At 50.9% G+C, this 24,263-nt stretch carries 25 protein-coding genes and 1 riboswitch; of the genes, 22 read left to right on the forward strand and 3 right to left on the reverse strand.

The window, feature by feature from the left end:
* Positions 1 to 127: 127 nt before the first annotated feature.
* The 12 genes from DP091_RS17280 (at position 128) to DP091_RS17335 (ending at position 10,765) form a co-directional block, all read left to right on the forward strand.
* Positions 128 to 1,207: an AI-2E family transporter gene (locus DP091_RS17280; protein WP_113059466.1), complete on the forward strand. Its 1,080-nt coding sequence runs from the start codon at positions 128 to 130 to the stop codon at positions 1,205 to 1,207.
* 231 nt (positions 1,208 to 1,438) lie between these two features.
* Positions 1,439 to 2,392 (forward strand): ring-cleaving dioxygenase, encoded by a 954-nt coding sequence (locus DP091_RS17285; protein WP_113059467.1) that lies wholly within the window; start codon positions 1,439 to 1,441, stop codon positions 2,390 to 2,392.
* The gene (locus DP091_RS17290) at positions 2,389 to 3,000 is read left to right on the forward strand and encodes a flavin reductase family protein (protein ID WP_113059468.1); all 612 of its coding nucleotides are present in this window, start codon (positions 2,389 to 2,391) and stop codon (positions 2,998 to 3,000) included. The genes DP091_RS17285 and DP091_RS17290 overlap by 4 nt, the downstream gene beginning before the upstream one ends.
* Before the next feature lie 524 nt (positions 3,001 to 3,524).
* Positions 3,525 to 3,670: riboswitch (cyclic di-AMP (ydaO/yuaA leader) on the forward strand.
* Positions 3,671 to 4,048: 378 nt separating this feature from the next.
* Positions 4,049 to 4,882, forward strand: coding sequence for an ectoine/hydroxyectoine ABC transporter substrate-binding protein EhuB (gene ehuB / locus DP091_RS17295; protein ID WP_113059469.1), 834 nt, complete (start codon positions 4,049 to 4,051; stop codon positions 4,880 to 4,882).
* 7 nt (positions 4,883 to 4,889) lie between these two features.
* On the forward strand, positions 4,890 to 5,543 hold the full coding sequence (gene ehuC, locus DP091_RS17300; protein WP_113059538.1) for an ectoine/hydroxyectoine ABC transporter permease subunit EhuC: 654 nt from the start codon (positions 4,890 to 4,892) through the stop codon (positions 5,541 to 5,543).
* A gap of 2 nt (positions 5,544 to 5,545) precedes the next feature.
* A complete protein-coding gene (gene ehuD / locus DP091_RS17305) occupies positions 5,546 to 6,208 on the forward strand; it encodes an ectoine/hydroxyectoine ABC transporter permease subunit EhuD (RefSeq protein WP_113059470.1) in 663 nt (220 codons plus the stop codon).
* Positions 6,209 to 6,222: 14 nt separating this feature from the next.
* The gene (gene ehuA / locus DP091_RS17310) at positions 6,223 to 7,095 is read left to right on the forward strand and encodes an ectoine/hydroxyectoine ABC transporter ATP-binding protein EhuA (protein WP_113059471.1); all 873 of its coding nucleotides are present in this window, start codon (positions 6,223 to 6,225) and stop codon (positions 7,093 to 7,095) included.
* A 9-nt stretch (positions 7,096 to 7,104) separates the two neighbouring features.
* Positions 7,105 to 7,617 carry a diaminobutyrate acetyltransferase gene (gene ectA, locus DP091_RS17315; RefSeq protein ID WP_113059472.1) on the forward strand — a complete coding sequence of 171 codons (513 nt, stop codon included), beginning with the start codon at positions 7,105 to 7,107 and terminating at the stop codon, positions 7,615 to 7,617.
* Between the two features lie 16 nt (positions 7,618 to 7,633).
* Positions 7,634 to 8,926 carry a diaminobutyrate--2-oxoglutarate transaminase gene (gene ectB / locus DP091_RS17320; RefSeq protein WP_113059473.1) on the forward strand — a complete coding sequence of 431 codons (1,293 nt, stop codon included), beginning with the start codon at positions 7,634 to 7,636 and terminating at the stop codon, positions 8,924 to 8,926.
* Positions 8,923 to 9,315, forward strand: a complete 393-nt coding sequence (locus DP091_RS17325; RefSeq protein WP_113059474.1) for an ectoine synthase — start codon at positions 8,923 to 8,925, stop codon at positions 9,313 to 9,315. Before ectB ends, DP091_RS17325 begins: the two co-directional genes overlap by 4 nt.
* Positions 9,316 to 9,329: 14 nt before the next feature.
* Entirely contained in the window at positions 9,330 to 10,238 is a 909-nt protein-coding gene (gene thpD / locus DP091_RS17330) for an ectoine hydroxylase (RefSeq protein ID WP_113059475.1), read from the forward strand.
* Complete coding sequence (locus DP091_RS17335) at positions 10,235 to 10,765, forward strand: DUF2179 domain-containing protein (RefSeq protein ID WP_015737571.1); 531 nt, start codon at positions 10,235 to 10,237, stop codon at positions 10,763 to 10,765. Before thpD ends, DP091_RS17335 begins: the two co-directional genes overlap by 4 nt.
* A 145-nt stretch (positions 10,766 to 10,910) precedes the next feature.
* On the opposite strand, the gene DP091_RS17340 is transcribed toward DP091_RS17335, so the two are convergent.
* On the reverse strand, positions 10,911 to 11,432 hold the full coding sequence (locus DP091_RS17340; protein ID WP_113059539.1) for a DinB family protein: 522 nt from the start codon (positions 11,430 to 11,432) through the stop codon (positions 10,911 to 10,913).
* A 76-nt stretch (positions 11,433 to 11,508) separates the two neighbouring features.
* Positions 11,509 to 12,468, reverse strand: coding sequence for a helix-turn-helix transcriptional regulator (locus DP091_RS17345; RefSeq protein ID WP_113059476.1), 960 nt, complete (start codon positions 12,466 to 12,468; stop codon positions 11,509 to 11,511).
* 168 nt (positions 12,469 to 12,636) lie between these two features.
* Here DP091_RS17345 and DP091_RS17350 point away from each other — a divergent pair, with 168 nt between their 5' ends.
* Both DP091_RS17350 and rnhA read left to right on the forward strand, forming a co-directional pair.
* On the forward strand, positions 12,637 to 12,861 hold the full coding sequence (locus tag DP091_RS17350) for a hypothetical protein (protein WP_113059477.1): 225 nt from the start codon (positions 12,637 to 12,639) through the stop codon (positions 12,859 to 12,861).
* 28 nt (positions 12,862 to 12,889) lie between these two features.
* Entirely contained in the window at positions 12,890 to 13,552 is a 663-nt protein-coding gene (rnhA, locus tag DP091_RS17355) for a ribonuclease H (RefSeq protein ID WP_113059478.1), read from the forward strand.
* A gap of 493 nt (positions 13,553 to 14,045) precedes the next feature.
* Here the strand turns inward: rnhA and DP091_RS17360 are convergent, their stop codons facing one another.
* Positions 14,046 to 14,924: an AraC family transcriptional regulator gene (locus tag DP091_RS17360; protein ID WP_113059540.1), complete on the reverse strand. Its 879-nt coding sequence runs from the start codon at positions 14,922 to 14,924 to the stop codon at positions 14,046 to 14,048.
* A 159-nt stretch (positions 14,925 to 15,083) separates the two neighbouring features.
* Between DP091_RS17360 and DP091_RS17365 the strand changes: the two genes are divergently transcribed.
* From DP091_RS17365 to DP091_RS17400, 8 genes are all read left to right on the forward strand, one after another.
* Complete coding sequence (locus DP091_RS17365) at positions 15,084 to 15,818, forward strand: ThuA domain-containing protein (protein WP_113059479.1); 735 nt, start codon at positions 15,084 to 15,086, stop codon at positions 15,816 to 15,818.
* Between the two features lie 168 nt (positions 15,819 to 15,986).
* Positions 15,987 to 16,922 (forward strand): DNA-binding transcriptional repressor DeoR, encoded by a 936-nt coding sequence (locus DP091_RS17370; protein WP_113059480.1) that lies wholly within the window; start codon positions 15,987 to 15,989, stop codon positions 16,920 to 16,922.
* Positions 16,923 to 17,311: 389 nt separating this feature from the next.
* Complete coding sequence (gene deoC / locus DP091_RS17375; protein ID WP_113059481.1) at positions 17,312 to 17,977, forward strand: deoxyribose-phosphate aldolase; 666 nt, start codon at positions 17,312 to 17,314, stop codon at positions 17,975 to 17,977.
* A gap of 80 nt (positions 17,978 to 18,057) precedes the next feature.
* On the forward strand, positions 18,058 to 19,236 hold the full coding sequence (locus DP091_RS17380; RefSeq protein WP_071219706.1) for a NupC/NupG family nucleoside CNT transporter: 1,179 nt from the start codon (positions 18,058 to 18,060) through the stop codon (positions 19,234 to 19,236).
* 83 nt (positions 19,237 to 19,319) lie between these two features.
* Positions 19,320 to 20,498 carry a phosphopentomutase gene (gene deoB, locus DP091_RS17385; protein ID WP_113059482.1) on the forward strand — a complete coding sequence of 393 codons (1,179 nt, stop codon included), beginning with the start codon at positions 19,320 to 19,322 and terminating at the stop codon, positions 20,496 to 20,498.
* 23 nt (positions 20,499 to 20,521) lie between these two features.
* The gene (deoD, locus tag DP091_RS17390; protein ID WP_076325327.1) at positions 20,522 to 21,229 is read left to right on the forward strand and encodes a purine-nucleoside phosphorylase; all 708 of its coding nucleotides are present in this window, start codon (positions 20,522 to 20,524) and stop codon (positions 21,227 to 21,229) included.
* A gap of 191 nt (positions 21,230 to 21,420) precedes the next feature.
* On the forward strand, positions 21,421 to 22,722 hold the full coding sequence (locus DP091_RS17395) for a pyrimidine-nucleoside phosphorylase (protein ID WP_113059483.1): 1,302 nt from the start codon (positions 21,421 to 21,423) through the stop codon (positions 22,720 to 22,722).
* 518 nt (positions 22,723 to 23,240) lie between these two features.
* Positions 23,241 to 24,203: an MraY family glycosyltransferase gene (locus tag DP091_RS17400; RefSeq protein ID WP_071219702.1), complete on the forward strand. Its 963-nt coding sequence runs from the start codon at positions 23,241 to 23,243 to the stop codon at positions 24,201 to 24,203.
* The last annotated feature ends 60 nt before the right edge of the window (positions 24,204 to 24,263 follow it).

Raw genomic sequence — 24,263 nt, forward strand, 5'->3', positions numbered from 1 at the left:
GAACGGAATGGTTATAAAAGCGAGGGCGCCTTAGATCCGACACTCTGAACGTGCGAAGAGGAGCGATTTGTATATGCACACATGGTCATGATACGATGGTGAAAAAATAGGAGAAGGGGCATGCTTTTTGCTGAAAATGAACAAGTTTTTCAAATTATGTCTTGCCGTGATCCTGGTCCTCATTATTATTTATTTGGGATCGCTGGTGGATTTTATATTCAGACCGGTGCTTTCGTTCTTCTCGATCATCCTCGTCCCGCTGATGCTGTCTGGATTCTTCTATTACCTGCTCCGGCCGCTGGTGGATCTCCTCGAAAAGCGTAAGCTAAATCGCTCGCTGGCCATCCTGCTGATATATGTCGTGTTTGCAGGCATCCTTACTGGATTTATTATTGGGGTATGGCCGTCCCTGCGGGATCAGATCGTGGCCCTTGTACAGAATGCTCCCACACTGTTTGCAAAGCTTGGCGAGCAGCTTCAGGAATGGGAAAATAACGGCTTCTTCCAGAATATATTCCCGGAGAACGCCAATCCGCTTACACAGCTAACCGATTATTTGAACCAAGGCTTTACGTTTTTGACGAATTATATTATGAACCTGTTTTCGTTTGTTTCGAGTTTTGCCATCGTTTTATTTACGTTCCCGATCCTGCTGTACTACATGCTGAAGGAAGGCGGAAAGTTCGGGGAGATGATTGTCAGCTTTTTGCCCGACCGCTTCAAGGAAGTGGGCGCATCGGTGCTGGATGAAATCAATAATGCGCTCAAAGGGTTTATCGTAGGCCGGGTTCTCATCAATCTGGCGCTGGGCGTTTTGATGTATATCGGGTTCCTGATAATTGGGTTGCCTTATGCGCTGCTGTTGACGGTTGTCGCGGTCATTGCGAATTTCATACCGTTTATCGGGGCTATTCTTTCCTCGATCCCGATCGTGATCATCGGGTTCATCCAATCCCCGGGGACGGCGATCTGGTCGCTTGTTGTCATTCTGGCCGCCCAGCAGATTCAGGATAACCTGATTGGTCCGTATATCTTCGGCAAACAGCTGGCAATTCACCCCATTACAATCATTATCCTAGTTCTGGTGGGACAGGATCTGGGCGGAATTATAGGGATTCTGCTGGTGGTACCGATTTACATGATCATTAAGATTATCGTAACCAGAGTGTATCAGCTGTTTTTTAAGGAAAAATGGCAAAAAGCATAAACGCGGGATAGACATGTGGCCGAAGCTGCATACTGGAGCCGCCTAAGAGCGTGGAATCGTTCTTGGCGGTTTTTTGTCTGTCCTGGATGTGAAGGGCCGCTTGACAATGGTATGAAAAAAATATAATCTTAAATTAAAGATATTATATTTAAAGATTATTTATCATCATACAAACGGAAAATCATGTAGGAAACATCGGTATGGACACAAAATGATGAGGAGTTGATGGAGATGGCATTACAAACGGCAGGCATTCATCATATTACCGCTTACGCTCAGGATCCGCAGAAAAATGTTGATTTTTACACAGGTGTGCTGGGGCTCAGACTGGTGAAGAAGACGGTCAATTTCGATGCGCCTGAGGTTTACCATTTGTATTTCGGGGATGAGGAGGGGCATCCGGGGACCATTATCACCTTCTTTCCGTCTTCTGCTTCACGAAGAGGGATACGTGGAGGAGGGCAGGTTGGGTATACAACATTTGTCGTCCCTGCGGGTGCCCTGCCTTATTGGGAACAGCGGCTGCGGAGCTTTGGCGTTTCTGTCATGAAAGCATTTCGGTTTAACGAGCATTATCTTCAGTTCTCCGATCGCGATGGACTTTCTCTTGAGCTGGTTGAGCGGGAGGAAGGACCGAATAACGGCTGGTCTGTGGACAGTATTACTCCGGATACGGCGATCAAAGGGTTTGGCGGCGCGGTCCTGTTCAGCAGCAAATGGGAGGAAACGAAGAAGGCGCTGGAGCAGGTCATGGGACTGACCTTCATGGGAGAGGACGTTAATTATGCACGGTTTCAGTCAGCCGGGCCCTTCGGCAACGTGATTGATTTGCCGATGCGGGATATCCCTTTGGGAGCCGGAGGCGCTGGAACGACCCATCATATTGCATGGCGTGCTCAAGATGATGAGGAGCACGGCAAATGGCTTGAATGGGTGAAACAACATGGCTTTTTGCCAACCGAGATTAAGAACCGCAACTATTTCAGATCGTTATATTTCAGGGAACGAGGGGGGATCTTGTTTGAGATCGCAACCGATCCGCCCGGGTTTACGGTGGATGAAGACCCGGACTCGCTGGGGGAGCAATTGAAACTTCCTGTCTGGTTTGAACCGGAGCGAGTCCGTATTGAGGAAGGTCTGGAGCCTATAGAAGTCAAAAATACAGGAGAGGGGAAGCTCAAGTGAAATCCATTGACCCGAATACTCAAAGCGAACGGGACATCTACAAGCTGCTGATCGGGAGCGTTGTTCCGCGGCCAATCGCTTTTGTTACGACATTATCGGAGGACGGTGTGCTGAATGCCGCGCCGTTCAGTTATTTCTCCATTCTGACGAGCAATCCGCCCATGCTGTCCGTTTCCGTTCAGCGAAGGAACGGCACGGCGAAGGATACAGCGAGAAATGCCATGCAAAGCGGCGAGCTTGTGATCCACATCGTGGACGAAGACACCGTTGAAGCCGTGAACGAAACGGCCGCGAACCTGCCTCCGGACGAAAGTGAGCTTATCCGAACCAACCTAACCCCGATCGTAAGCGAAGTGGTTAAGGTTCCCGGCGTTCTGGAATCCAAAATTCGCATGGAATGCGTACTGGAGCAGGTGGTTACCTTGAATGGCGCGGATCAACTGCCTGCCGCTGATCTATTGATTGCCCGCGTCGTTCGCTTCCACGTTGCGGAGGAGCTTTACGAGCAGGGCCGGATTAATGCTGCCAAGTTAAAGCCTGTGAGCCGTATGGCGGGAAACATCTATTCTACACTGGGAGAAACGTTTACGATCGAGCGGCCTATATAACAACGGACGAGCTGGATAAAGGGTTGGTTAGGACGCAGCGAATATCAAGTTGTGAACGTTCATAGGCCGTCATTCGATACAATGAAGCAAAGCCCCGATATAAAAATCGGGGCGTATATAAATACCTATAATTTCCAGAGTGTACGCTAGCCCCGGAGGCATTCAACTATTGACGAATAGCAAAACTATAGGATGAATTTTGGACTTCCCTACGATATTCATAGGCTCTGTACGCAGCGTTTCAAAAAAAAATTTGCGCCGTAAATGTGTGGGGAAAGCTTTCACAATCCGAATGTAATTCATGGCATAAACGATCCACTACATGAATGAGTAAGGGAGGCATGGCAAATGCCTGCTATATAGCGAAAAATGAGACTGGAATAAAATTACTGTATCGTTGGGGGAGAGGCTTGAATGAGGCGTTTTTCATGCTTGTCATAGGCCCTGGAAGAACGGCACTTCCGCCTCTGAATTTCCAGAAAAAGCGGTTAAAGGGGTTTGACTTTTCCTGAAGTTCCCTTTATCATGGACACACGCTTAGTTTCCGGCATACATTTTCCGGAAAGCGGGGGAACCAGTTTCATCAGGGGCGAGTCACTTGGAATCACGAGTGTAGGGTACCATCTTACCCGAGTCCGTCAGCTAACCTCGTCAGCAGTGGATGGGTCTTGCATACATAATGGATGTTCATAACAAAGGCCCTTAATTCTCTTTAGGGGCCTTTTCTCTATTTTTTGACCCCCTGCTGGCGGAGCTATGTCTAGATCCCCTGTTTGGTGGTCTTTTTGTATTCTGCTAAAGAGGAGGGGCAAGGCCTGCAAATGTTTAACCAAAACCAATTAAATCGGTCAGATGGCATTGGGTTTAAGCGTGGAAGGAGATGGATGAATCATCTTCCCTGAAGGTCCGACCCATGCAAGGTATCTGAATATGCTTAAATCCTAGTTAACATATGGGTTAACATGGGTAATTTCAACATGCCATTTTTAAGAATACCAACAGTCATAATGAAAGGTTGTGGGAAATTTTGAAGAGAGTGGTTGTACTGATGTTGTCATTGATTATGGGGGTGTCGCTTGCGGCTTGCGGCGACAAAGGGAGTACGTTGGAGCAAGCCATTGAGCAGGGGTATATCACCGTGGGATTTGCGAATGAGAAGCCTTATGCCTATAAAGAGGCCAACGGGGAGCTGACAGGAGAAGCGGTTGAGATTGCAAGGGTTATTCTGGAGCGCCTTGGCATCAAGGAAATGAGGGGAGAGCTTACGGAATTCGGATCGCTGGTTGCCGGACTGCAGGCCGAGCGGTTTGACCTAATTACCGCAGGCATGTTCATTAATCCGGATCGCTGCTCTGCCGTATTGTTTGCTAATCCGGAGTACAGCATCGGAGAAGCCATTGCGGTGAAGCAAGGGAATCCGCTGGGACTCGGAAGTTATGAGGATATTGCCAATCATGACCAAGCTAAGGTCGCCGTTATGACCGGTGCGGTCGAAATCGGCTATATGGAAAAGTCCGGCATTCCTACGGACCGGATTGTGCAGGTCCCCGACCAGGCCTCGGCCATTAGCGCCCTTCAGGCAGACCGGGTGCATGCGATAACCATGACAGGGCCGTCCCTGCAGGCAATGCTGGATTCGGCCAGCGACAACAGCATCGAACGCGTGGCTGATTTTGAGCAGCCGGTCATCGACGGCGAAAGCGTTCGCGGTTATGGAGCTACGGCTTTCCGCCAAGCGGATACGGAGTTCCAGGAGGCTTATAATGCGGAGCTTCAAAAAATGAAGGAGTCGGGCGAGCTGCTGGAAATTTTGCAGAAGTTTGGGTTCACAGAAGAAGAGCTCCCGGGCGAGATGACGGCCGCTGCGCTTTGCGGGGAATAGCATGCCCATGCCGAATTCGTGGATTGATTTTCTCCCTACGCTGCTGAAAGGGGCGGAGATCACGATTGTGGTTGCTTTTTTTTCAGCCATTCTTGCGGTTGTGATGTCCTTTGCAGCCGGGTTATGCCGACTGTCGAAGCTGTGGATCATTCGCACGTTGACAGCCGTGTATGTGGAAGTCTTTCGGGGGACCTCCTTGCTGGTGCAGCTGTTCTGGTTGTATTTCGCCCTTCCGTTCATCGGCGTCGAGCTTCCGAAAATGCTGGCTGCGATCCTGGCGATCGGGCTGAACTTCGGCGCATACGGCTCGGAAATCGTTCGCAGCGCCGTGTTGGCCGTTCCGAAAGGACAATGGGAAGCCGCTGTAGCGCTTAATCTGAAGCCTTGGCAAAGACTGTGGAATGTCATATTGCCTCAAGCGTCCCTGCGAATGCTTCCCCCTTTCGGGAATCAGCTTGTAGAGCTCATCAAATCCACCTCACTGGTTTATTTCATCACGATGGCGGATTTAACGTATCAGGCGATGGTGCTCCGCAATAATTACATCTCCTGGACGACTGAGATTCTGGTGCTGCTGCTCCTCATGTATTTTGTCATTGCTACGCTCGTTTCGCTGGCAGTTCGACTGCTGGAGCGCAAATGGACAGCGGGGAGGTTATAGTCATGTGGGATTGGAACTATGTATGGGATATCCTGCCCCAGCTCTTGAGTGCATTAAAAATGACGGTGTGGGTGACGATCTGCGCTTTCGCGGTGGCATTGATCATCGGGTTGCTGCTTGCTTTTGCAGCGCGGAGCCGATTTAAGGTGCTGTCACTGATAACCAAAGGAATGATCGAATTTATTCGCAATACGCCGCTGCTGGTGCAGGTCTTCTTCCTGTATTACAGGCTGCCGCTTCTTACCGGAATTTCCATTCCGGCCTTCTATGCCGGGGTGATCGGTCTCGGGCTGCATTACAGCACATATCTGTCCGAAGTGTACCGATCCGGAATCGAGGGTGTGCCGAAGGGACAATGGGAGGCTGCCACAGCACTGAATTACACGAAGGCCCAAACCTGGCGCAGCATTATCCTGCCGCAAGCGGTGCCGCCGATCATTCCGGTACTGGGTAATTATTTGATTGTTATGTTTAAAGAGACGCCGATTCTATGCGCCATAACGCTTGTGGAGATGATGCTGACGGCCAAAAATATCGTGTCGCAATCGTTCCGTGCATTTGAACCGTATACAATGGTCGGGATTCTGTTCCTGATCATCAGTTATATCGCCTCATTGCTTGTGCAAAGGCTGGAGAAACGCATGAATCTGCAGCGTGGAAGATAAAAGGAGGGAATCAAATGAATGCCGTTGTGATCGATGAGCAAGCAAAAGCGTCGAAGGTGCCGCAGCAGGAGGGAAATCCTGTTACCGCTACGGGAACAAAGCCGATTGTGAAATATACCGGCGTGACCAAGTCTTTTGGTGATCTACAGGTGCTTAAAGGCATCGACCTGGAGATGCGGCCTGGAGAAAAGGTGGCTGTGATCGGTCCGAGCGGATCTGGCAAAACAACGATGGGCCGGATGCTGATGACGCTGGAAGAACCGACCGAGGGAACCATCGAGGTTGATGGTGAGCTGCTCTGGCATATGGAAGAGAGGGGCAGGCTGGTTCGGGCTAATGAAAAGCATCTGCACCGGATGCGCTGCAATGTCGGCATGGTCTTTCAGCATTTCAATCTGTTCCCGCATATGAACGTGCTTCGCAATGTGACGGAGGCCCCGCGCAAAGTGCTGGGTTTATCCAAGGAGGAGGCGGAGGAGCGGGCCGTCTCCATGCTCAGTAAGGTCGGTTTGGCCGACAAATTGAAGATATACCCGTCCAATCTGTCCGGGGGCCAGAAGCAGCGGGTTGCCATCGCCAGAGCGCTGGTCATGCGGCCGAAGGTGATGGTGTTTGACGAGGTGACCTCGGCGCTTGATCCGGAGCTGGTCGGCGAAGTGCTGGAGGTGATCCGGGAAATCGCGGAGGAAGGTGAAATGGCCATGATGCTGATTACGCATGAGATGGATTTTGCGAAGGAAATCGCGGACCGCGTCATCTTCGGAGCCGAGGGAAGGATCGTTGAGCAGGGCACGCCGGAGGAGATATTCGATAATCCCCAGAGCGAGCGGCTGCAGAGCTTCCTGCAGCGATTCCGTTCAACGGAAATTAGTTCTGGAAAGAGGTGATTGTATAGTATGGCTGTGGATACCGAAATCGAAATTGTATACCGAAGACCGGAAGCCCGGGATGGCACCCGGGTGTGGGAGCTTATACGCGATACCGGAGCGCTTGATCTGAACTCCCCCTATTGCTACATGCTGCTTGGAGATTACTTCCATGATACCTGCATGATTGCTGAGCATGAAGGAGATATCATCGGTTTTATTTCCGCCTTCCGTTCGCCTCGCAACCCGGAGACGCTGTTCGTATGGCAAGTGGCCGTAGCTAATTCGCATCGGAGGCAAGGCATTGCAAAGGCGATGCTGACAAATCTGATGAATCAGAAGGCATGCCATGGCGTCCGTTACATTGAAGCTACGGTATCGCCGAGTAACATGGCGTCCCGTCGGTTGTTTCTCGGTTATGCCGAGGAGAAATCCATTCCCAGCACCGTAACCGTAGGTTATGGAGCAGAGATGTTCCCCGATGGAACGTCCCATGAAGATGAGCCCTTATTCGTGATTGGCCCCTTTTTCAATGACATTTAAACAAATGGAGGGAACTATGGACAACCAAGTCATGGAGAAACCGAAGCTTACCGTGTTTAACCAGCTGGAATCGGAAGTGAGAAGTTATTGCCGGAGCTTTCAGACGGTCTTTGATAAGGCCCGGAATGCGAAGCTGTGGGATACGCAGGGGAATGAATACATTGATTTTTTTGCGGGAGCCGGGGCTTTGAATTACGGACATAACAATGAGAAGATTCGCGAGAAGGTAGTCGACTACATCCTGAAGGACGGCGTCACGCATAGCCTGGATATGGCTACGGGTGCGAAGGAAACGTTTCTGACCCGATTTCAGGAGGTCATCCTGAAGCCGCGCGGATGGGATCACAAAGTGATGTTTCCCGGTCCGACCGGAACGAATGCCGTAGAGGCCGCACTCAAAATCGCCCGTAAAGTGACAGGGCGCAGCACCGTTCTGTGCTTCACGAATGCCTTTCATGGCATGTCGCTCGGATCGCTGGCGGTAACCGGCAACTCCTTCAAGCGCCAGGGTGCCGGGGTGGATCTAAGCCACTCGGTGTTTATGCCTTATGACGGTTACTTTGGTGACGACGTGGATACGATGGCATATATGGAGAAGCTTCTGGATGATCCGGGAAGCGGCATTCCGCTGCCGGCTGCAGTGATCGTCGAGGCGGTGCAGGGGGAAGGCGGATTGAACGCCGCCAGCAAGGAATGGCTGCAGAAGCTTGCGCGCATCTGCAAGGATAAGGGAATGCTGCTGATTCTGGATGATATCCAGATGGGCTGCGGCCGAACCGGGCCGTTCTTTAGTTTTGATGATGTCGGTATTGAGCCGGATATCATATGCCTCTCGAAATCGATTGGCGGCTTTGGCTTGCCGATGGCGATTACGCTGATCAAACCGGAGATTGATATATGGGAGCCGGGGGAGCATAACGGTACCTTCCGGGGCAATAATCTCGGATTCGTTGCCGCAGCCGAAGCGCTGAATTATTGGAAAACGAAAGATTTTCAGCTGGATATCGCCATCAGGGAAAATCGGATTCGCCAATCATTGGAAGGCGTCGTGAAGGATTATCCTGAGCTCGGCGGCGAAACCCGAGGCAGAGGCATGATTCAGGGGGTAGCTTTTGATAAACCGGAGCTCGCAGGCAGGCTGTCCGAGATGGCCTTCGAGCATGGACTGATTATGGAAACGTCCGGGCCGTACAGCGAAGTGGCAAAGCTAATGCCGCCGCTCACGATTGAAATGAACACATTGGCAGAGGGATTGGGGATATTTGAGAACAGCATGAAACAATTAGCAGCAGAGGAGAGGTTGTTATGATTGTTAAACATTTGGAAGAGATCGTGGATACCAAAGACGATATCGATACCCAGACATGGAATTCGAGAAGGCTGCTGCTTACAAAAGACGGCATGGGCTTCTCTCTCAATGATACCCTCATCAAGGCGGGAACGGAGACGCTGATCTGGTACAAAAACCACGTCGAAGCCGTGTACTGCATCGAAGGCGAGGGGGAAATCGAGATTGTCGGGGGTGAAACCTACCCTATATCCCCAGGCATGATGTATGCGCTGGACGGTCACGAGAAGCATTATTTGAGAGCTCGTTCGCAGATGCGGATGGTCTGCGTATTCAATCCGCCGCTTAACGGCGCGGAAGTTCACGACGAGGAAGGAACCTACCCGCTGCTTGCCTCAAATTTGGACTAAGGAGATGATATGCGATGAGTAATAATCATGTGTCGGCCCTTCAGGAAAAAGAACTGGACGTTTATCCTTCAAGAGTGCATTCGGAGCCCCGGATCCTAAAGAGACAGGATCCTGTCGTTCATTCGGAATGGACGCCGGATGCTGCGTTATCGCAGGAGCAATCCGACTTCTATGAGCGCAACGGATATTTATTCCTGGAAGACTTCTTTGGTCGGGAGGAACTGTCGGTATATCAGGCGGAAGCCCGCAGTTTACAGGTATCGGCAAGAGAGCTGAACCAGGATGAAGTGATCCGGGAACCGGGCGGGAACGAAGTTCGATCGGTCTTTGCGGTTCATGAGAGCCATGAAGTGTTCAAGAAGCTGTCCCGGCATCCGAGACTTTTGGCGATCATGGAGTATCTCTTGGGAAGCGAGACGTATATCCATCAATCGCGGATTAATTACAAGCCGGGCTTCACGGGCAAAGAGTTCTATTGGCACTCCGATTTCGAAACATGGCATGTTGAGGATGGCATGCCTCGTATGAGAGCCTTGAGCTGCTCCATTGCTCTGGAGGATAACTACTCCTATAACGGACCGCTTATGGTTGTGCCTGGATCGCATAAGGAATTCGTGGCTTGTATCGGCCAAACCCCGGAGAATCATTTCAAGGATTCCCTGCGCAAACAGGAGTACGGCGTTCCGGATCATGACAGCCTGACACGCATGGTGCAGAAAAGCGGTATCGACACGCCTGTCGGCAAAGCCGGTTCAATCGTGATTTTTGACTGCAATATTATGCACGGTTCGAACAGCAACATTACGCCGATGCCGCGCAGCAATATCTTTATGGTTTACAACAGCGTGGAGAATAAGGTCAGGCAGCCGTATTCGGGCCAGAAGCCAAGACCGGAGTACATCGCCACCCGCGATTCTTTATGATCTCGCTGTCACTTATCGGCTCCATCATCGGCATCAACGTGGTTTATGTCTCGATCTTTTCGCTGCGTCTGATTCTGATGATCAAAGGCAGGAGAGGGATCGCCTCTCTCCTGGCCATGCTGGAGGTATTCGTTTACTTGCTCGGCCTCAATCTTGTCCTGCAAAATCTGGACAATCCATTTAATATGGCCGCTTATTGCCTGGGCTTTGGCCTTGGCGTATATGCCGGCAGCCGGATCGAAGAATATTTGGCACTTGGATACATCGTGGTACAAGTGATCGTGAATTCCGTTGAGACGAACCTGGCGATGAACCTGCGGGAGAAGGGGTATGGCGTGACTGCCTGGGAAGCGGACGGCAAGGATGGCAAACGGCTCGTGCTTCAAGTTCTCGTGAAACGGAAGAACGAACGGCGGTTGATGGAGTCGCTATCCAAAATGTCGCCGCAGGCGTTCATTATCTCCCATGAACCGAAGAGCTTTAAAGGCGGCTTCTGGGTTCGATTGACGGAAGGACGCAAATTGTAACATGCTTCTAAAAGGAAACAGGAAACAGGAAACAGGAAAGCCTGCTTCGGACCCGTTCGGAGCAGGCTGTTTGGCTGCGGCTTTTGCCGGTCCGAACCGGCATGGAATGTTAAGATCAGGGGAATGCCACTAGTGCTGCCGTTATTTAGGCAAGCACCAACTCCGGTTCACTCTGGTACCAAAAAAAAGCGTAGTCGGTCATCGCGGAGGAGCTTCCGAGCTGGCGCATCATGGCGGCAATATTTCCGCGATGGTAAGTGCCGTGGTTCACGACATGAAGCATGATCTCGGAGAGGCGGGTGTCCCGGATCCCGGCATAAGGATTATCCAATCGGATGATCCGTTCCAGGTCAGGATTTTGGCTCAGAAAGGCCGTGAATCGCTCGGATAGTTCGATAAACCGGAGGTTTAGGTCCTCCAGTGAAATGGACTCAAGCTCTTCCCGAAGCTGGAAGGCCTCTGTTAAAGCATGCTTCATATCCATCCCGGACAAAACGTTTATCCATCCAAGATCCGCCGTGTAGATGTGAATCAACGCCTCGGATACGGTTGGGAAAATGCTCGTTATTTTCCGATTGTGCAGTTCCCCCGGAAGCTCCAGCAGGCGGTTGAATATCGCTTGGTTGGCCCATACATGGTACTCATACATTTTTACAGGATAATTCATTGTGATCGTCCCCTTTGGCTTCGTGTTTTTTGCTTTCTTGGGAACATTGTAAATAAAAAAGTATGACAGCGGACTGTCATACATTTGCGTATACCTGCAGCATTTTTTCTAATTTGGATTGCATGAGCGCCCTTAAGTCAGCCGGCTCAATGATCTCGATATCCTCGCCAAAGCTCAGCAGGGTCGACCAGAACCACCAGGAATCAGGATCTTGGACCTTGAACGTGAGACGGAGCGAGCCGTCTTCATAAAATTCCCGCTGCACATCATAGAATTGATCCATCGCTTTGGCCAAGGCCCGGGGGGATACGTGAAGGATGACTTCCGTCGCATCGGGTGAAGGCTCCCAGGCATGCTGCCCTCCTCGGGCGTACGGATTTTGCTCTTGAAGATGAGGACCGTGCGTGTGCTCCTCCGAATGCTGGTGCTGAAATGGCTCGGCGGAGGGGGAGAGCTCCGATATCCTCGAAATTCGGAATTCGCGGTAATCGGCCCTTGTTCTGCAGAAACCGTACAAATACCAGGATCCGAATTTATACATGAGTCGCAGGGGCTCGACTTTACGGTGAATACGTTCATTCTTGGCGCTTATGTATTGAAAGGAGATCACATGCTTGTCGGTAATGGCGCGGCGAAGAAGTCGGAGGCTTTCGTTGTAAGAGCGCCAGCTCCCGATATCCATGGACAATCCCTGCGATGCCGAATTGGCGGAACGATCAATGGTCTGCAGACGCTGAATGGTATCCATGGCCCGTTCATCCTCAAACACCGTGGACATGCTGTGCAGGATGGTGATCAAGGCGCTGACATCGTAGGAGCCAAGCAAGCTTTTGTCCATCTTGTATTGCTCCATAATGCCATAACCGCCGTTCACTCCCTGATACGATACAACGGGAATGCCGGCTGCGCAGATCGCATCAATATCGCGGTATATGGTTCGTTGGGACACGTTATATTTCTCTGCCAGGGCAGATGCGGACAGGATCTCGTTGTTCAGCAGCATGTAAATCATGGATATGAGCCGCTCAAGTTTCATATCGCTTCAACCCCTCTTATCTTAATTGGATCTATTCTCCAATGATTCCGTATTATATCATAGGTTTTATGAAGGAGGAGAGGAAATCCCAGACTGCCTTTTGTTCCATTCCCATCCATTTTGCCGTACAATATAAGGGAATTCCATAATACAAGGAGTGTGAGCCTCATGGCCCGTACCAAAACGCAAAAAACGCTCCGCAAAGCGGAACGTGCCGGAACATGGTCAGCCGTCTCGATGAGAAAGACCAACGAAGATTACAGTGCGCTGTCACAGCATGTGAGAGTAAAGCCGACGAAACAGGAACAACTGAATAAGATCAAACACAGAAAGCGGATCGGAGACGATGGCGCTTTTTTTGTTGGTTTCGGAGGATGTGATATAGTACGCTAGAGAGGTTAGTTCAGGATGGAGGTTTAGGATGGCGAAGCAAAAATATTATGTAGTCTGGGTAGGTAAAGTACCCGGAATTTATACAAGCTGGGGCGACTGCCAGCAGCAGGTAAATCAGTTTACAGGTGCCAAGTTCAAGGCGTTTGAATCCCGGAGCGAAGCGGAACAGGCTTATGCGGCAGGTTATAAAAATTACTGGGGGCAGCAGTCCGGTAGCAAATCGGGCAGCTCAGGCTCCAAAAACTACAAGCGAAGCAGCGCATCTGCCGCCGAAGAACCGGGCGAGATCGATTATGACAGCATTTCCGTAGATGTGGGGACGCGAGGAAACCCGGGGCCTGTCGAGTACAAAGGCGTGGATACGCAGACGGGAGATATTCTGTTCTCGTGCGGGCCGATTTCGAAGGGAACGAACAATCTCGGCGAGTTTCTGGCCATCGTCCACGCACTGGCTTACCTGAAGAAAATCGGCAGCACCAAGACGGTGTACAGCGATTCGATGAATGCGCTCAAATGGCTGAAGCAGAAGAAGGTGGTCTCCACGCTTCCGCGCGATGCGTCAACCCAAGAGATCTGGGATCTGGTGGACCGGGCCGAGCACTGGCTTCAAACCAATACATATGAGAACAAGGTGCTGAAATGGCAAACGAAGAGCTGGGGAGAGATTAAGGCCGATTACGGGCGCAAGTAACGAGGGGGAGCAGAAGGGAGCCGTTCGAAGCTATATTAAGCCTGGTTGTAGATATCGAAGTCTTTATGGGTAGACGGGCACCCTACTAAAAAGCGAAGACAGGGAGGAGGTTTCCCTGTCCTCGCTTTTTTATATGCCATGATTCCGGGTTCATGCGGAAAAATACAAATCAACGCATGTGGATAATTAACACAAAAGACTTACCTCACCCCGGCGGACTGTGCATAACATCTCGAATAAGTTCGTTATACACAGAGTTATGAACATTATCCCCGTTCGTTCCGCACAAACTGAATTTCTCATCTTTTATTTTAAGGAAGTTATCCAGCGTTTGTGAACAAATGTGGAGAAGTGCAAGGATAACTCCCTATTAATTTGAAGCGGTGGCGGGTTATCCTCAACGCCGAAGGTCAGCCTTTAAACGCTTGCTTGGATCTATCCACGATGATACAACGACTTATTATACAGGGAGCCAGAAACGGGTAAACCAAGCTTATTCCTTCTCGCGGACCTGCTTATAGTATTGATTCGGGGACATGCCGACGTATTTTTTGAAGATCTTGCTGAAATAGAACGGATCCTCCAGGCCGGTCAGATACCCGATCTCGCCGAAGCTAAGGTGCGTGGCCTCGATTAATTCCTTCGCATGATTGATTCGTACCTGATTCACATATCGCATGATCGTATGGCCGGTAAGCTTGGCGAATACCCGATTGATATAATCATAATTGCATTCGAATCGCTGTTCGATATCCGAGCTGATGATTTTCTCGGCGTAATGTTCATGGATATAGTCGAGCAGTGCATGCACCTTCATATAGGACTTGGTATGAGGGCTGTTCTTCTCCAGCTCATCGAACAGGCTCTCCCGGGACAGCTCGATCAGCATTTCCATGAATTTGAGCGCGGTCAAACTGCGGTTAAAGTGTTTTCGCCTGTACAGCTGCAGCATTTCGCCGAGGGCATGGTACATATGATGAAGGCTTTTTTTCTGGGTTAGCGTGCAGGTCTTGGGGAAATATAGCTGCCTGCTGTCGTTCTTGCCTGCCGTCTCGTTCTCGCCCATGATCCACTGCTTGGCCAGCAAGGGTAAGGGGCGCTCGGGCGCTTGACGAATATCGGGGTGTTCAAAATGAATATAGTAGTAGTCGCAGGAATGCTTCTGGGTTCCCTCGTGGTCCAGATGCGGTTCAAGGACAAGCAGATCGCCTTTCTTAAGCACATGGGAAACGCCGTTCTCCCGCATATGAAGCTCGCCGCTCTTCACGAAATACAGAATATACTCGTGTGTGTTCCGCTTGAAATGAATCCAGGGGTTCTTGTAAGAGACAAATCCCATCAGTTTAATCCTTGGCACATAATCAGCGTTCATCGATAGCACGCATTCCACCCTCTCTCCCAAAAAAACGCGAAGTCGTTTTTGTACAAAAAGAGTAACTTTCACACATTCCCGTTCATTGTAACACAGCTTATACTTGGGATGAATGTATGAGAGGTCGCTGGATTTCAATATTAAAGGAGGCCACTACCCTTGGCTAATATCAATGTAACGGTATGGAATGAATACCGGCACGAGAGACATAATGAACAGATCGCTAAGATTTACCCTGAAGGCATCCACCGTACGATTGCCGATTTTCTCGGGAAGGATGCACAGTTCGTCGTACGCACCGCCGTATTGGATGATCCGGAACACGGCTTGACGGATGAGGTGCTCGCTTCAACGGATGTTCTGATCTGGTGGGGGCATGTGGCTCACGGTGAAGTACGGGATGATATCGTGGAAAAAATGCGTCAGCGCGTATTGGACGGCATGGGAATCATTGTCCTGCATTCCGGTCACGGCTCGAAGATTTTCCAGCGCCTCCTCGGCACGAACACAGGCGCGTTGAAATGGCGCGATGACGGCGAGAAGGAACGGTTGTGGGTCATCGATCCGAGCCATCCGATCGTAAGCGGACTTGGAGAATATATCGAGGTTCCGCAGGAGGAAATGTACGGTGAGCGTTTTGAGATTCCGGCACCGGATGAACTGGTGTTTGTTTCCTGGTTCGAAGGCGGCGAGGTGTTCCGCAGCGGCTGCTGCTACAAGCGCGGACGCGGCAAGCTGTTCTATTTCAGACCGGGTCATGAAGCATTCCCTACCTACCATCAACCTGAAATTCAACAGGTAATTGCCAACGCCGTGGCCTGGGCGGCGCCGATCCAAGGCGCAAAGACCTCCTATGGCCGGGTATCTCCACTCGAATACGTTCAGCCGGTATAGGCTGATCCCTAGCAAGCGTCCATATCAACGGTGTATCCCTGAAACGTCAGGAATACAATCGTTGATCGGCGCTTGTTTGTTCATAACGACGGCCGCTATCGAAATCATCAGCATAACGATGTATAATGGACCCAATTCGATTACGACATAATAAAAGTGGGTTGGATCATGGATCAGGATAAACAGCGCCTTAGCATCGAGGCGGCAAGATTGTATTATATGTCGGATTACAGCCAGCAGGATATCGCGACAAGGCTTGGCGTTTCACGACCCACGGTCTCCAGGCTTCTTCAGCACGCCAAGGAGCAGGGCTACGTGCAGATCAGCATCGTGGACCCGCTCGAGGACCTGGACGCTTTGGGCGAAGGAGTGAAGAAGAAGTACGGACTGGAACAGGTGCTGGTGAGTTATTCTCCCATCAATGAATACCGTGAAATTCAGAAGCATATCAGCAAAAGGGCAGCCGATTATCTGCATGAAACGGTCCAGGATGCCGATATCATCGGCGTGACCTGGGGGACGACCATGCATGCCGTGGCGCTTCAGCTGCAGCAGAAGCCCGTTCGGGGCGTCGAGGTCGTGCAGTTGAAAGGCGGCGTCAGTCATTCGCATGTGAACACGTATGCCGCAGAGATCGTCAATCTGTTTGCCGAGGCGTACCACACGATGGCGAGATATTTGCCGCTGCCCGTCATCTTTGACACCACCGAGCTGAAAGAGATGGTGGAAAGGGACCGGCATATCCAGCGGATTATCCAATTAGGCAAACAAGCGAACATCGCCATGTTCACGGTGGGTACCGTTCATGAGGATGCGCTTCTGTTCAGACTTGGCTATCTTAGCAAGGAGGAACAGAAGCTGCTGCAGCGGATCGGCGCCGGCGATATTTGCTCCCGGTTTTTTGATGCGGAGGGCACGGTGTGCAGCGAGGATATTAACAACCGTACAGTGGGCATCGATTTGGAAGATTTGCGCCACAAGGAGCAATCCATTCTCGTGGCAGGCGGGCAGCGTAAGGTAGATGCCATTCGAGCCGCGCTAATCGGCAAATATGCAAACATCCTGGTGACGGACCAGTTTACGGCCCAAGCCTTGTTATCATAAAAAGTTTGACATATTGTCAAAGTTTACAGCACCTCGTTCAGGGAGATTCGAACCGGTTACGGCTTCAAACTTACCTGGACAGGGTGTTTTTTGTGCGCAGAAATTTGATGACTCTTGCTGAATAGGAGGCCGATTCTTTGTTTCTGTTGACCTTGATCGGGTATAGAGCATAGTAAATGGAGAGAATTGTTAGATTATTCCTGAATGATGGATTGTCATTTTAGTTAACAATGATAAATATCATTGCCATAAATCGGAATGAACATATTTTCAATATGTGTTTTACATATGTTCAAGGCTGTGATATGATGGTCCCGTCTAAAGGATTAAGCGTTATGATAGCGCTTTTACAAATTACTAAAAAACAGATTAAGGAGTGTTTTAACCAGATGAATATAGCAGGAATGATCGACCACACGCTCTTGAAGGCGGATGCAACCCAAGCCGAGATTTCGAAAATTACGGAAGAGGCCAAAAAGTACGGATTTGCTTCGGTTTGCGTGAACCCGACTTGGGTATCCTACTGTGCTGAGCAGCTAGCGGACACCAACGTCAAAGTATGCACGGTCATCGGTTTCCCTCTGGGAGCTACGACATCCGCAGTAAAAGCTTTTGAAGCGAAGGATGCCATTGCTAACGGGGCAACGGAGGTTGATATGGTCATTAACATCGGTGCGCTCAAAGATCGTAACGATGAGCTTGTGCTGAACGATATTCAGGCTGTAGTGGATGCTGCAAAGGGCAAAGCCCTAGTCAAGGTTATCATTGAGACAAGCCTTCTGACAGAAGAAGAGAAGGTACGTGCGTGCCAGCTGTCCGTGAAAGCGGGAGCGGATTTTGTGAAGACGTCAACAGGATTCTCCACCGGCGGGGCCACTCCGGAAGACGTAGCCTTGATGCGCAAAACCGTTGGCGAGAACACCGGCGTGAAGGCTTCCGGCGGCGTGCGCAGCAAGGAAGATATGGACCGCATGATCGAAGCGGGCGCAACGCGTATCGGTGCCAGCTCCGGCGTGAAAATTATGGAGGGCGGCCAATCCAGCTCTTCCTACTAAATGATGTTGCAAAAATCCGGTTTTCGATGATTCGGTAGACGTGTCATATCAAAAAAAACACCTATGGGGGAACAACGACGATGAAATTTATAATCGCCATACTAGGTTTGCTGGTCGTATTCGGCCTTGCGTTCCTTATCAGCAATGATAAGCGCCGCATCCGTTACCGTCCGCTGGCTGTCATGATTGTGCTGCAGCTGATCCTTGGATTTTTTCTGCTGAACACGAATTTCGGCGAGTATCTTGTTAAAGGGATAGCGAATACGTTTAAAGCGCTGCTTGATTATGCCGGAGCCGGGATCGAGTTTGTGTTTGGCGGCATTGCCAATGAAGGTGCGGGTCCGTTCTTCCTGAACGTCTTGCTGCCGATCGTGTTTATTTCCGCATTGATTGGTATACTTCAATATATTAAGGTACTGCCGTTTATCGTAAGATATATCGGTCTCGTCTTGAGTAAAGTCAACGGCATGGGCAAGCTGGAGTCTTACAATGCGGTAGCTTCGGCGATTCTTGGGCAATCCGAGGTGTTTATCTCGGTTAAAAAACAGATCGCCTTAATTCCGAAGCACCGTATGTATACGCTCTGTGCTTCCGCGATGTCCACGGTATCGATGTCGATCGTCGGGGCATACATGACCATGATCGAGCCGCGGTATGTGGTGACCGCGCTTGTGCTTAACCTGTTTGGCGGATTTATTATCGCTTCCATCGTCAACCCTTACAAGGTAGAGAAGGATGAGGATATCTTGGAGGTGCAGGAGGAGGAGAAGCAATCCTTCTTCGAGATGCTGGGCGAATACATCATGGACGGCTTCAAGGTAGCGATTACCGTTGCCGCGATGCTTCTCGGATTCGTTGCGTTGATTGCGATGATCAACGGCATCTTTGATATGATTTTCGGGATTACCTTCCAAGAGCTGTTGGGATTCATTTTTGCCCCGTTTGCTTTTGTCATGGGCGTGCCTTGGAAAGAGGCAGTGGATGCAGGCAGCATCATGGCTACGAAGCTGGTATCGAACGAGTTCGTAGCGATGCTAGACCTGGCCAACTTCACGGATATGTCCGAACGCACTGTGGGAATCGTATCGGTATTTCTGGTGTCCTTTGCCAACTTCTCCTCGATCGGCATCATTGCCGGCGCAGTCAAAGGCCTGAACGAGAAGCAGGGGAATGTGGTTGCCCGTTTCGGCCTCAAGCTGCTGTACGGCGCAACGCTGGTGAGCGTGCTGTCGGCAACGATTGCGGGACTGTTCCTGTAAGCAAGTTATGGAAGGATAACAACAAGCGAGCCTTATGGATAGTTTTGATGTAAAAACTCATATATGAGGGGGATCACTTGGAGATGGAACGTTTTGATCGAATTCATTTAATTGTATTGGACTCTGTAGGTATCGGCGAAGCACCGGATGCGGCTGAATTTGACGATATCGGATCCGACACCCTGGGTCATATTGCCCGCGAATGCGGCGGGCTCAACATGCCGAATATGGCTGCGCTCGGGTTGTCCAATATCCGGGAGATCGAAGGAGTTCCGGCCTCGGATAAACCTCGGGCTTACTATACGAAGATGCAGGAAGCTTCGAATGGTAAAGACACCATGACGGGGCACTGGGAAATCATGGGCTTGTATATTGACACGCCATTCCGAGTATTCCCGGACGGGTTCCCGGACGAGCTAATGCAGCGGATTGAAGAGAAGACCGGACGGAAGGTCATCGGCAACAAGCCGGCCAGCGGAACGGAGATTATCGAAGAGCTTGGCGAAGAGCATGTAAAAACAGGGGCTTTGATCATCTATACCTCTGCCGATTCCGTGCTTCAAATCGCTGCTCATGAAGATGTGGTTCCTCTCAAGGAGCTGTACGAAATCTGCGAGTTCTGCCGCGAAATTACGCTGGAAGATCCTTACATGCTCGGCCGGATCATCGCCCGTCCTTTCATTGGCGAGGTGGGGAGCTTCAAGCGAACGGCGAATCGGCATGACTATGCCTTGAAGCCTTTCGGACGTACGACGATGAACGAGATGAAGGATGCGGGTCTTGACGTCATCGCCCTCGGTAAAATCTCCGATATTTATGATGGCGAAGGCATTACGAAGGCTGTCAGAACCGTATCGAACATGGACGGCATGGATAAAATGGTGCAAACCCTGGGTGAATCCTTCAAGGGTCTGAGCTTCTTGAACCTCGTGGATTTCGATGCCGTGTACGGACATCGGCGCGATCCGAAAGGATATGGCCAAGCGTTGGAGGATTACGATCGGCGCCTCCCTGAGGTGTTCGAGAAAATGACGGAAAATGATCTTCTGATCATCACGGCCGACCACGGGAATGATCCTACCTACAAGGGCACGGACCATACGCGTGAATACGTGCCGCTGCTTGTATATTCCCCTCGCTTTACGGAAGGAAAGGAGCTGCCGCTTCGCAAAACCTTTGCCGATATTGGCGCTACCGTTGCGGACAACTTTGGCGTGAAGCTTCCGGAGCACGGAACCAGCTTTTTGAATGATTTGAAATAATCGAAAATGCGGAGGAATGGGACATGAGTACACATATTGGAGCGAAACCGGGAGATATTGCGGAGTCGATACTGCTGCCAGGCGACCCGCTGCGGGCTAAATTTATTGCCGAGACGTATTTGGAGGATGTGACCTGCTACAACGAAGTGCGGGGTATGCTCGGATTTACGGGAACCTATAAAGGAAAACGTATCTCCGTGCAAGGTTCGGGCATGGGCGTGCCTTCCATCGGGATTTATGTCAATGAACTCATTCGGGATTATGGCGTGAAAAATTTGTTCCGTGTCGGAACCTGCGGCGCGATGCAGGAGCATGTTCGTGTGCGCGACGTCATTCTGGCCCAGGCGGCATGCTCGGATTCCGGCATGAACCGTCACCACTTTAACGGATATGATTTCTCCCCGATCGCCAGCTTCCCGCTGCTGCTGGGCGCGTATGAGCGCGGCAAGGAGAAAGGCCTGAAAATGCATGTCGGCAACGTGTTCACGTCCGATGTGTTCTATCGTGAAGACAAATCGGTGGTAGAGAAGCTGATGCAGCACGGCGTGCTGGGCGTAGAGATGGAGACAACGGCCCTCTACACGATTGCCGCACGCTTCGGCGTGAATGCCCTGACGATCCTGACCGTAAGTGACCACTTGCTGACAGGGGAAGAGACTTCGTCAGAGGAACGCCAAACGACGTTTAACGAGATGATGGAAGTCGCGTTGGATACGGCGATTTCGTTGTAAAAAAGCTGCCCTAACGAAGAAGGCGGAATTGTTTTGGAGAAGCAAAACGGTCACCTTTGCCCACGGATTCCAACCTTATTAATAATATATATGAGGAATCTGGGGGCAACAGGAATCGGAAGAACAATCCGCATTCGTAGTGATACCCGTGGAAGGAACACAATCATCGCAAACAGTGAGGAGAATGTACGATGAGAATGGTTGATTTAATTGCGAAGAAACGCGACGGCAAGGAACTGACAACAGAAGAGATCAATTTCTTTATCGACGGATATACCAAAGGAGACATTCCCGACTATCAGGTGAGCGCCATGAACATGGCGATATATTTCCAGGACATGTCCGACCGGGAGCGGGCGGACTTGACGATGGCGATGGTAAACTCCGGCGAAACGATTGATCTGTCCGCAATTGAGGGAATCAAGGTCGATAAGCATTCCACCGGAGGGGTGGGCGACACGACGACGCTGGTGCTGGCTCCCCTCGTAGCGGCTCTGGATATTCCGGTAGCGAAGATGTCCGGACGCGGCCTCGGCCATACCGGAGGAACGATCGACAAGCTGGAGTCTATCGAAGGATTCCATGTGGAGATCAGCAAAGACGAATTTGTGAACCTTGTGAATCAACATAAAATCGCCGTCATCGGCCAAACCGGGAACCTCACCCCAGCGGACAAAAAATTGTACGCGCTCCGGGATGTGACGGCCACCGTCAATTCCATTCCGCTGATTGCGAGCTCCATCATGAGCAAGAAGATTGCCGCCGGCTCGGATGCGATTGTGCTGGACGTGAAAACCGGCGCAGGCGCGTTCATGAAAACGGTGGAGGATGCCAAGGAATTGGCACACGCCATGGTCAGCATCGGCAACAACGTAGGCCGCAAAACGATGGCGGTCATCTCCGATATGAGCCAGCCGCTTGGGGCCGCGATCGGCAACTCGCTGGAGGTGCAGGAAGCGATCGATGCGCTTCGCGGCGAGGGGCCGAAGGATCTGGAGGAGCTGTGCCTGGCTCTGGGCCGGCAAATGGTTTTCCTTGCGCAGAAGGCAGATTCGCTTGAAGATGCCGAAGAGATGTTAAGAGAGGTTATCCGCAACGGCAAGGCACTGGAGAAGTTCAAGGAATTCATTCAGAACCAGGGCGGAGACCCGTCCGTGGTGGATCAACCGGACCGTTTGCCGAAGGCACAATATCTCATTGAGCTTCCTGCACGGCAGGACGGCGTTGTCGCCGAGCTGGTAGCGGATGAGATCGGTACCGCAGCGATGCTGCTTGGAGCCGGCCGCGCGACGAAGGAATCCGAGATTGATCTGGCGGTAGGCCTGATGCTGAACAAGAAGGTCGGCGATGCCGTGAAAAAGGGTGATTCCCTTGTAACCATTCATGCTAACCGCGAGAACGTGGATGACGTGAAGCAGAAGCTGTATGAAAGCATTCGGATTGCAGATCATGCGGAAGCGCCTGTATTGATTTATGACATCGTGACGGAGTAAGGGAAGCTAATCCGTAGCGAGTCATATTCGGAACACGGGGGTGCATCGGGATGAGCACTGCTGCTCCGTGCGAATAGCTCATCTCATCACCATATCCGTGCTCATTTTCCAAGCTATGCCGATACAGCCTGCCTTCCCGCGTTTTATAAACGGGGGGCAGGTTTTTTTGGCGGTCCCGTCATAAAACGGGTGGGAGTCCTCATAAGATGGTAGTGGGGAAAACGTAAGGCATTTAACGGGAGAGGGAGATGTGTAGCCGGGCAAGAGCCATCCTGCTTGAAGGAGGCTTTTGGCCATGACCATCGATCAGTTGATTGCTTTGCTGGCACTTATCGTTATGATCATTGGACTTGCGGTGAAGAAGGAGTCTTAACCTGTGAGTCCGGGAGGGCTGCTGCTAAGTAGAAATTCTACTGATGCGGCAGTCTTTTTCTTTTCATAGGTTGATAGAGTTCGATATAAGTCATATACTTAGAATGCAATGTTCTCCATTATTCATCATTTATTGGGAGGAAACCATGCTCTATTTTGCAGCGTTTGTCATATCCATGGTGCTGGTATTGGTACTGATTCCGCCATTTCGTAAACTTGCGATCAAGCTTGATTTCGTGGACAAGCCAAGACCGGACAGCGAGCGGAAAATACACCGCGAGCCGATACCGCTGACAGCGGGGGTCGCCATATTTATCGGATTTTTTATCACCTATTTTGCGCTTACCGGCGCCATTTCAAGGGAAGCGGTAGGCATCTTTATCGGTAGTGCTCTTATTCTTGGCATTGGGCTTGTCGATGATTGGTATAAGTCCCAAGGCAAGGAGCTGGCTTCGCTGCCGAAGCTCATCGTACAGGTCAGCGCAGCCGTCGTTGTATACAGCTATGGCATCGCGTTTGAAGGATTCAACAATCCGTTTACGGGTCAGTATATTAACCTGCCGGAATGGCTGCAGCTCATCTTAACGATTTTGTGGATTTTTGGTGTAACGACAGTTATTAATTTCTCGGATGGCATCGACGGTCTTGCTGGTGGACTCTCCGCCATATCCGGAGGCACGCTGTTTGTTGTGGCGATTACGCTGGGCAGAGGCGAATCCGCGCTGCTGGCCGTCATTCTTGTGGGTGCTGCGCTGGGATATTTACGATATAATAAGCCGCCGGCCCGAGTGTTTATGGGGGATGCCGGTGCAACCTTCCTCGGGTTCATCCTCGGGATCATTGCCCTGGATGGTGCGTTTAAAGGTGCAACCCTGGCGTCCTTATTCGTTCCGATCTTCGCACTGGGCGTGCCGATCTTCGATAATATCATTGTAGTCATCCGCAGAATGCTTCAGTCCAAGCCGATCTATCAGGCCGATGCATCGCAAGCGCATTATCGTTTGCTGGCAACGGGGCTCAATCAGAAGCAGACATTGGTATTTCTATGCTTGCTGAATCTTTGTTTCGGTCTGGCTGCCATCATACTTGCCATGAATGGCGCCGCCTAGGCGGTTTAAGCCTGACATAAGCATTTTTCGGTCCGTTATTAAAGTCTCGTCTCCAAATTG

Origin of the sequence: Paenibacillus sp. MDMC362 (assembly GCF_003269305.1) — a bacterium.
GTDB lineage: Bacteria > Bacillota > Bacilli > Paenibacillales > Paenibacillaceae > Paenibacillus_AQ.

Coding starts and splice junctions, on each gene's coding strand:
- DP091_RS17285 (WP_113059467.1), top strand. CDS start 1,439: ATGGCATTACAAACGGCAGGCATTCATCATATTACCGCTTACGCTCAG.
- ehuB (WP_113059469.1), top strand. CDS start 4,049: ATGTTGTCATTGATTATGGGGGTGTCGCTTGCGGCTTGCGGCGACAAA.
- ehuC (WP_113059538.1), top strand. CDS start 4,890: ATGCCGAATTCGTGGATTGATTTTCTCCCTACGCTGCTGAAAGGGGCG.
- ehuD (WP_113059470.1), top strand. CDS start 5,546: ATGTGGGATTGGAACTATGTATGGGATATCCTGCCCCAGCTCTTGAGT.
- ehuA (WP_113059471.1), top strand. CDS start 6,223: ATGAATGCCGTTGTGATCGATGAGCAAGCAAAAGCGTCGAAGGTGCCG.
- ectA (WP_113059472.1), top strand. CDS start 7,105: ATGGCTGTGGATACCGAAATCGAAATTGTATACCGAAGACCGGAAGCC.
- ectB (WP_113059473.1), top strand. CDS start 7,634: ATGGACAACCAAGTCATGGAGAAACCGAAGCTTACCGTGTTTAACCAG.
- DP091_RS17325 (WP_113059474.1), top strand. CDS start 8,923: ATGATTGTTAAACATTTGGAAGAGATCGTGGATACCAAAGACGATATC.
- thpD (WP_113059475.1), top strand. CDS start 9,330: ATGAGTAATAATCATGTGTCGGCCCTTCAGGAAAAAGAACTGGACGTT.
- DP091_RS17335 (WP_015737571.1), top strand. CDS start 10,235: ATGATCTCGCTGTCACTTATCGGCTCCATCATCGGCATCAACGTGGTT.
- DP091_RS17340 (WP_113059539.1), bottom strand. CDS start 11,432: ATGAATTATCCTGTAAAAATGTATGAGTACCATGTATGGGCCAACCAA.
- DP091_RS17345 (WP_113059476.1), bottom strand. CDS start 12,468: ATGAAACTTGAGCGGCTCATATCCATGATTTACATGCTGCTGAACAAC.
- DP091_RS17350 (WP_113059477.1), top strand. CDS start 12,637: ATGGCCCGTACCAAAACGCAAAAAACGCTCCGCAAAGCGGAACGTGCC.
- rnhA (WP_113059478.1), top strand. CDS start 12,890: ATGGCGAAGCAAAAATATTATGTAGTCTGGGTAGGTAAAGTACCCGGA.
- DP091_RS17360 (WP_113059540.1), bottom strand. CDS start 14,924: ATGAACGCTGATTATGTGCCAAGGATTAAACTGATGGGATTTGTCTCT.
- DP091_RS17370 (WP_113059480.1), top strand. CDS start 15,987: ATGGATCAGGATAAACAGCGCCTTAGCATCGAGGCGGCAAGATTGTAT.
- deoC (WP_113059481.1), top strand. CDS start 17,312: ATGAATATAGCAGGAATGATCGACCACACGCTCTTGAAGGCGGATGCA.
- DP091_RS17380 (WP_071219706.1), top strand. CDS start 18,058: ATGAAATTTATAATCGCCATACTAGGTTTGCTGGTCGTATTCGGCCTT.
- deoB (WP_113059482.1), top strand. CDS start 19,320: ATGGAACGTTTTGATCGAATTCATTTAATTGTATTGGACTCTGTAGGT.
- deoD (WP_076325327.1), top strand. CDS start 20,522: ATGAGTACACATATTGGAGCGAAACCGGGAGATATTGCGGAGTCGATA.
- DP091_RS17395 (WP_113059483.1), top strand. CDS start 21,421: ATGAGAATGGTTGATTTAATTGCGAAGAAACGCGACGGCAAGGAACTG.
- DP091_RS17400 (WP_071219702.1), top strand. CDS start 23,241: ATGCTCTATTTTGCAGCGTTTGTCATATCCATGGTGCTGGTATTGGTA.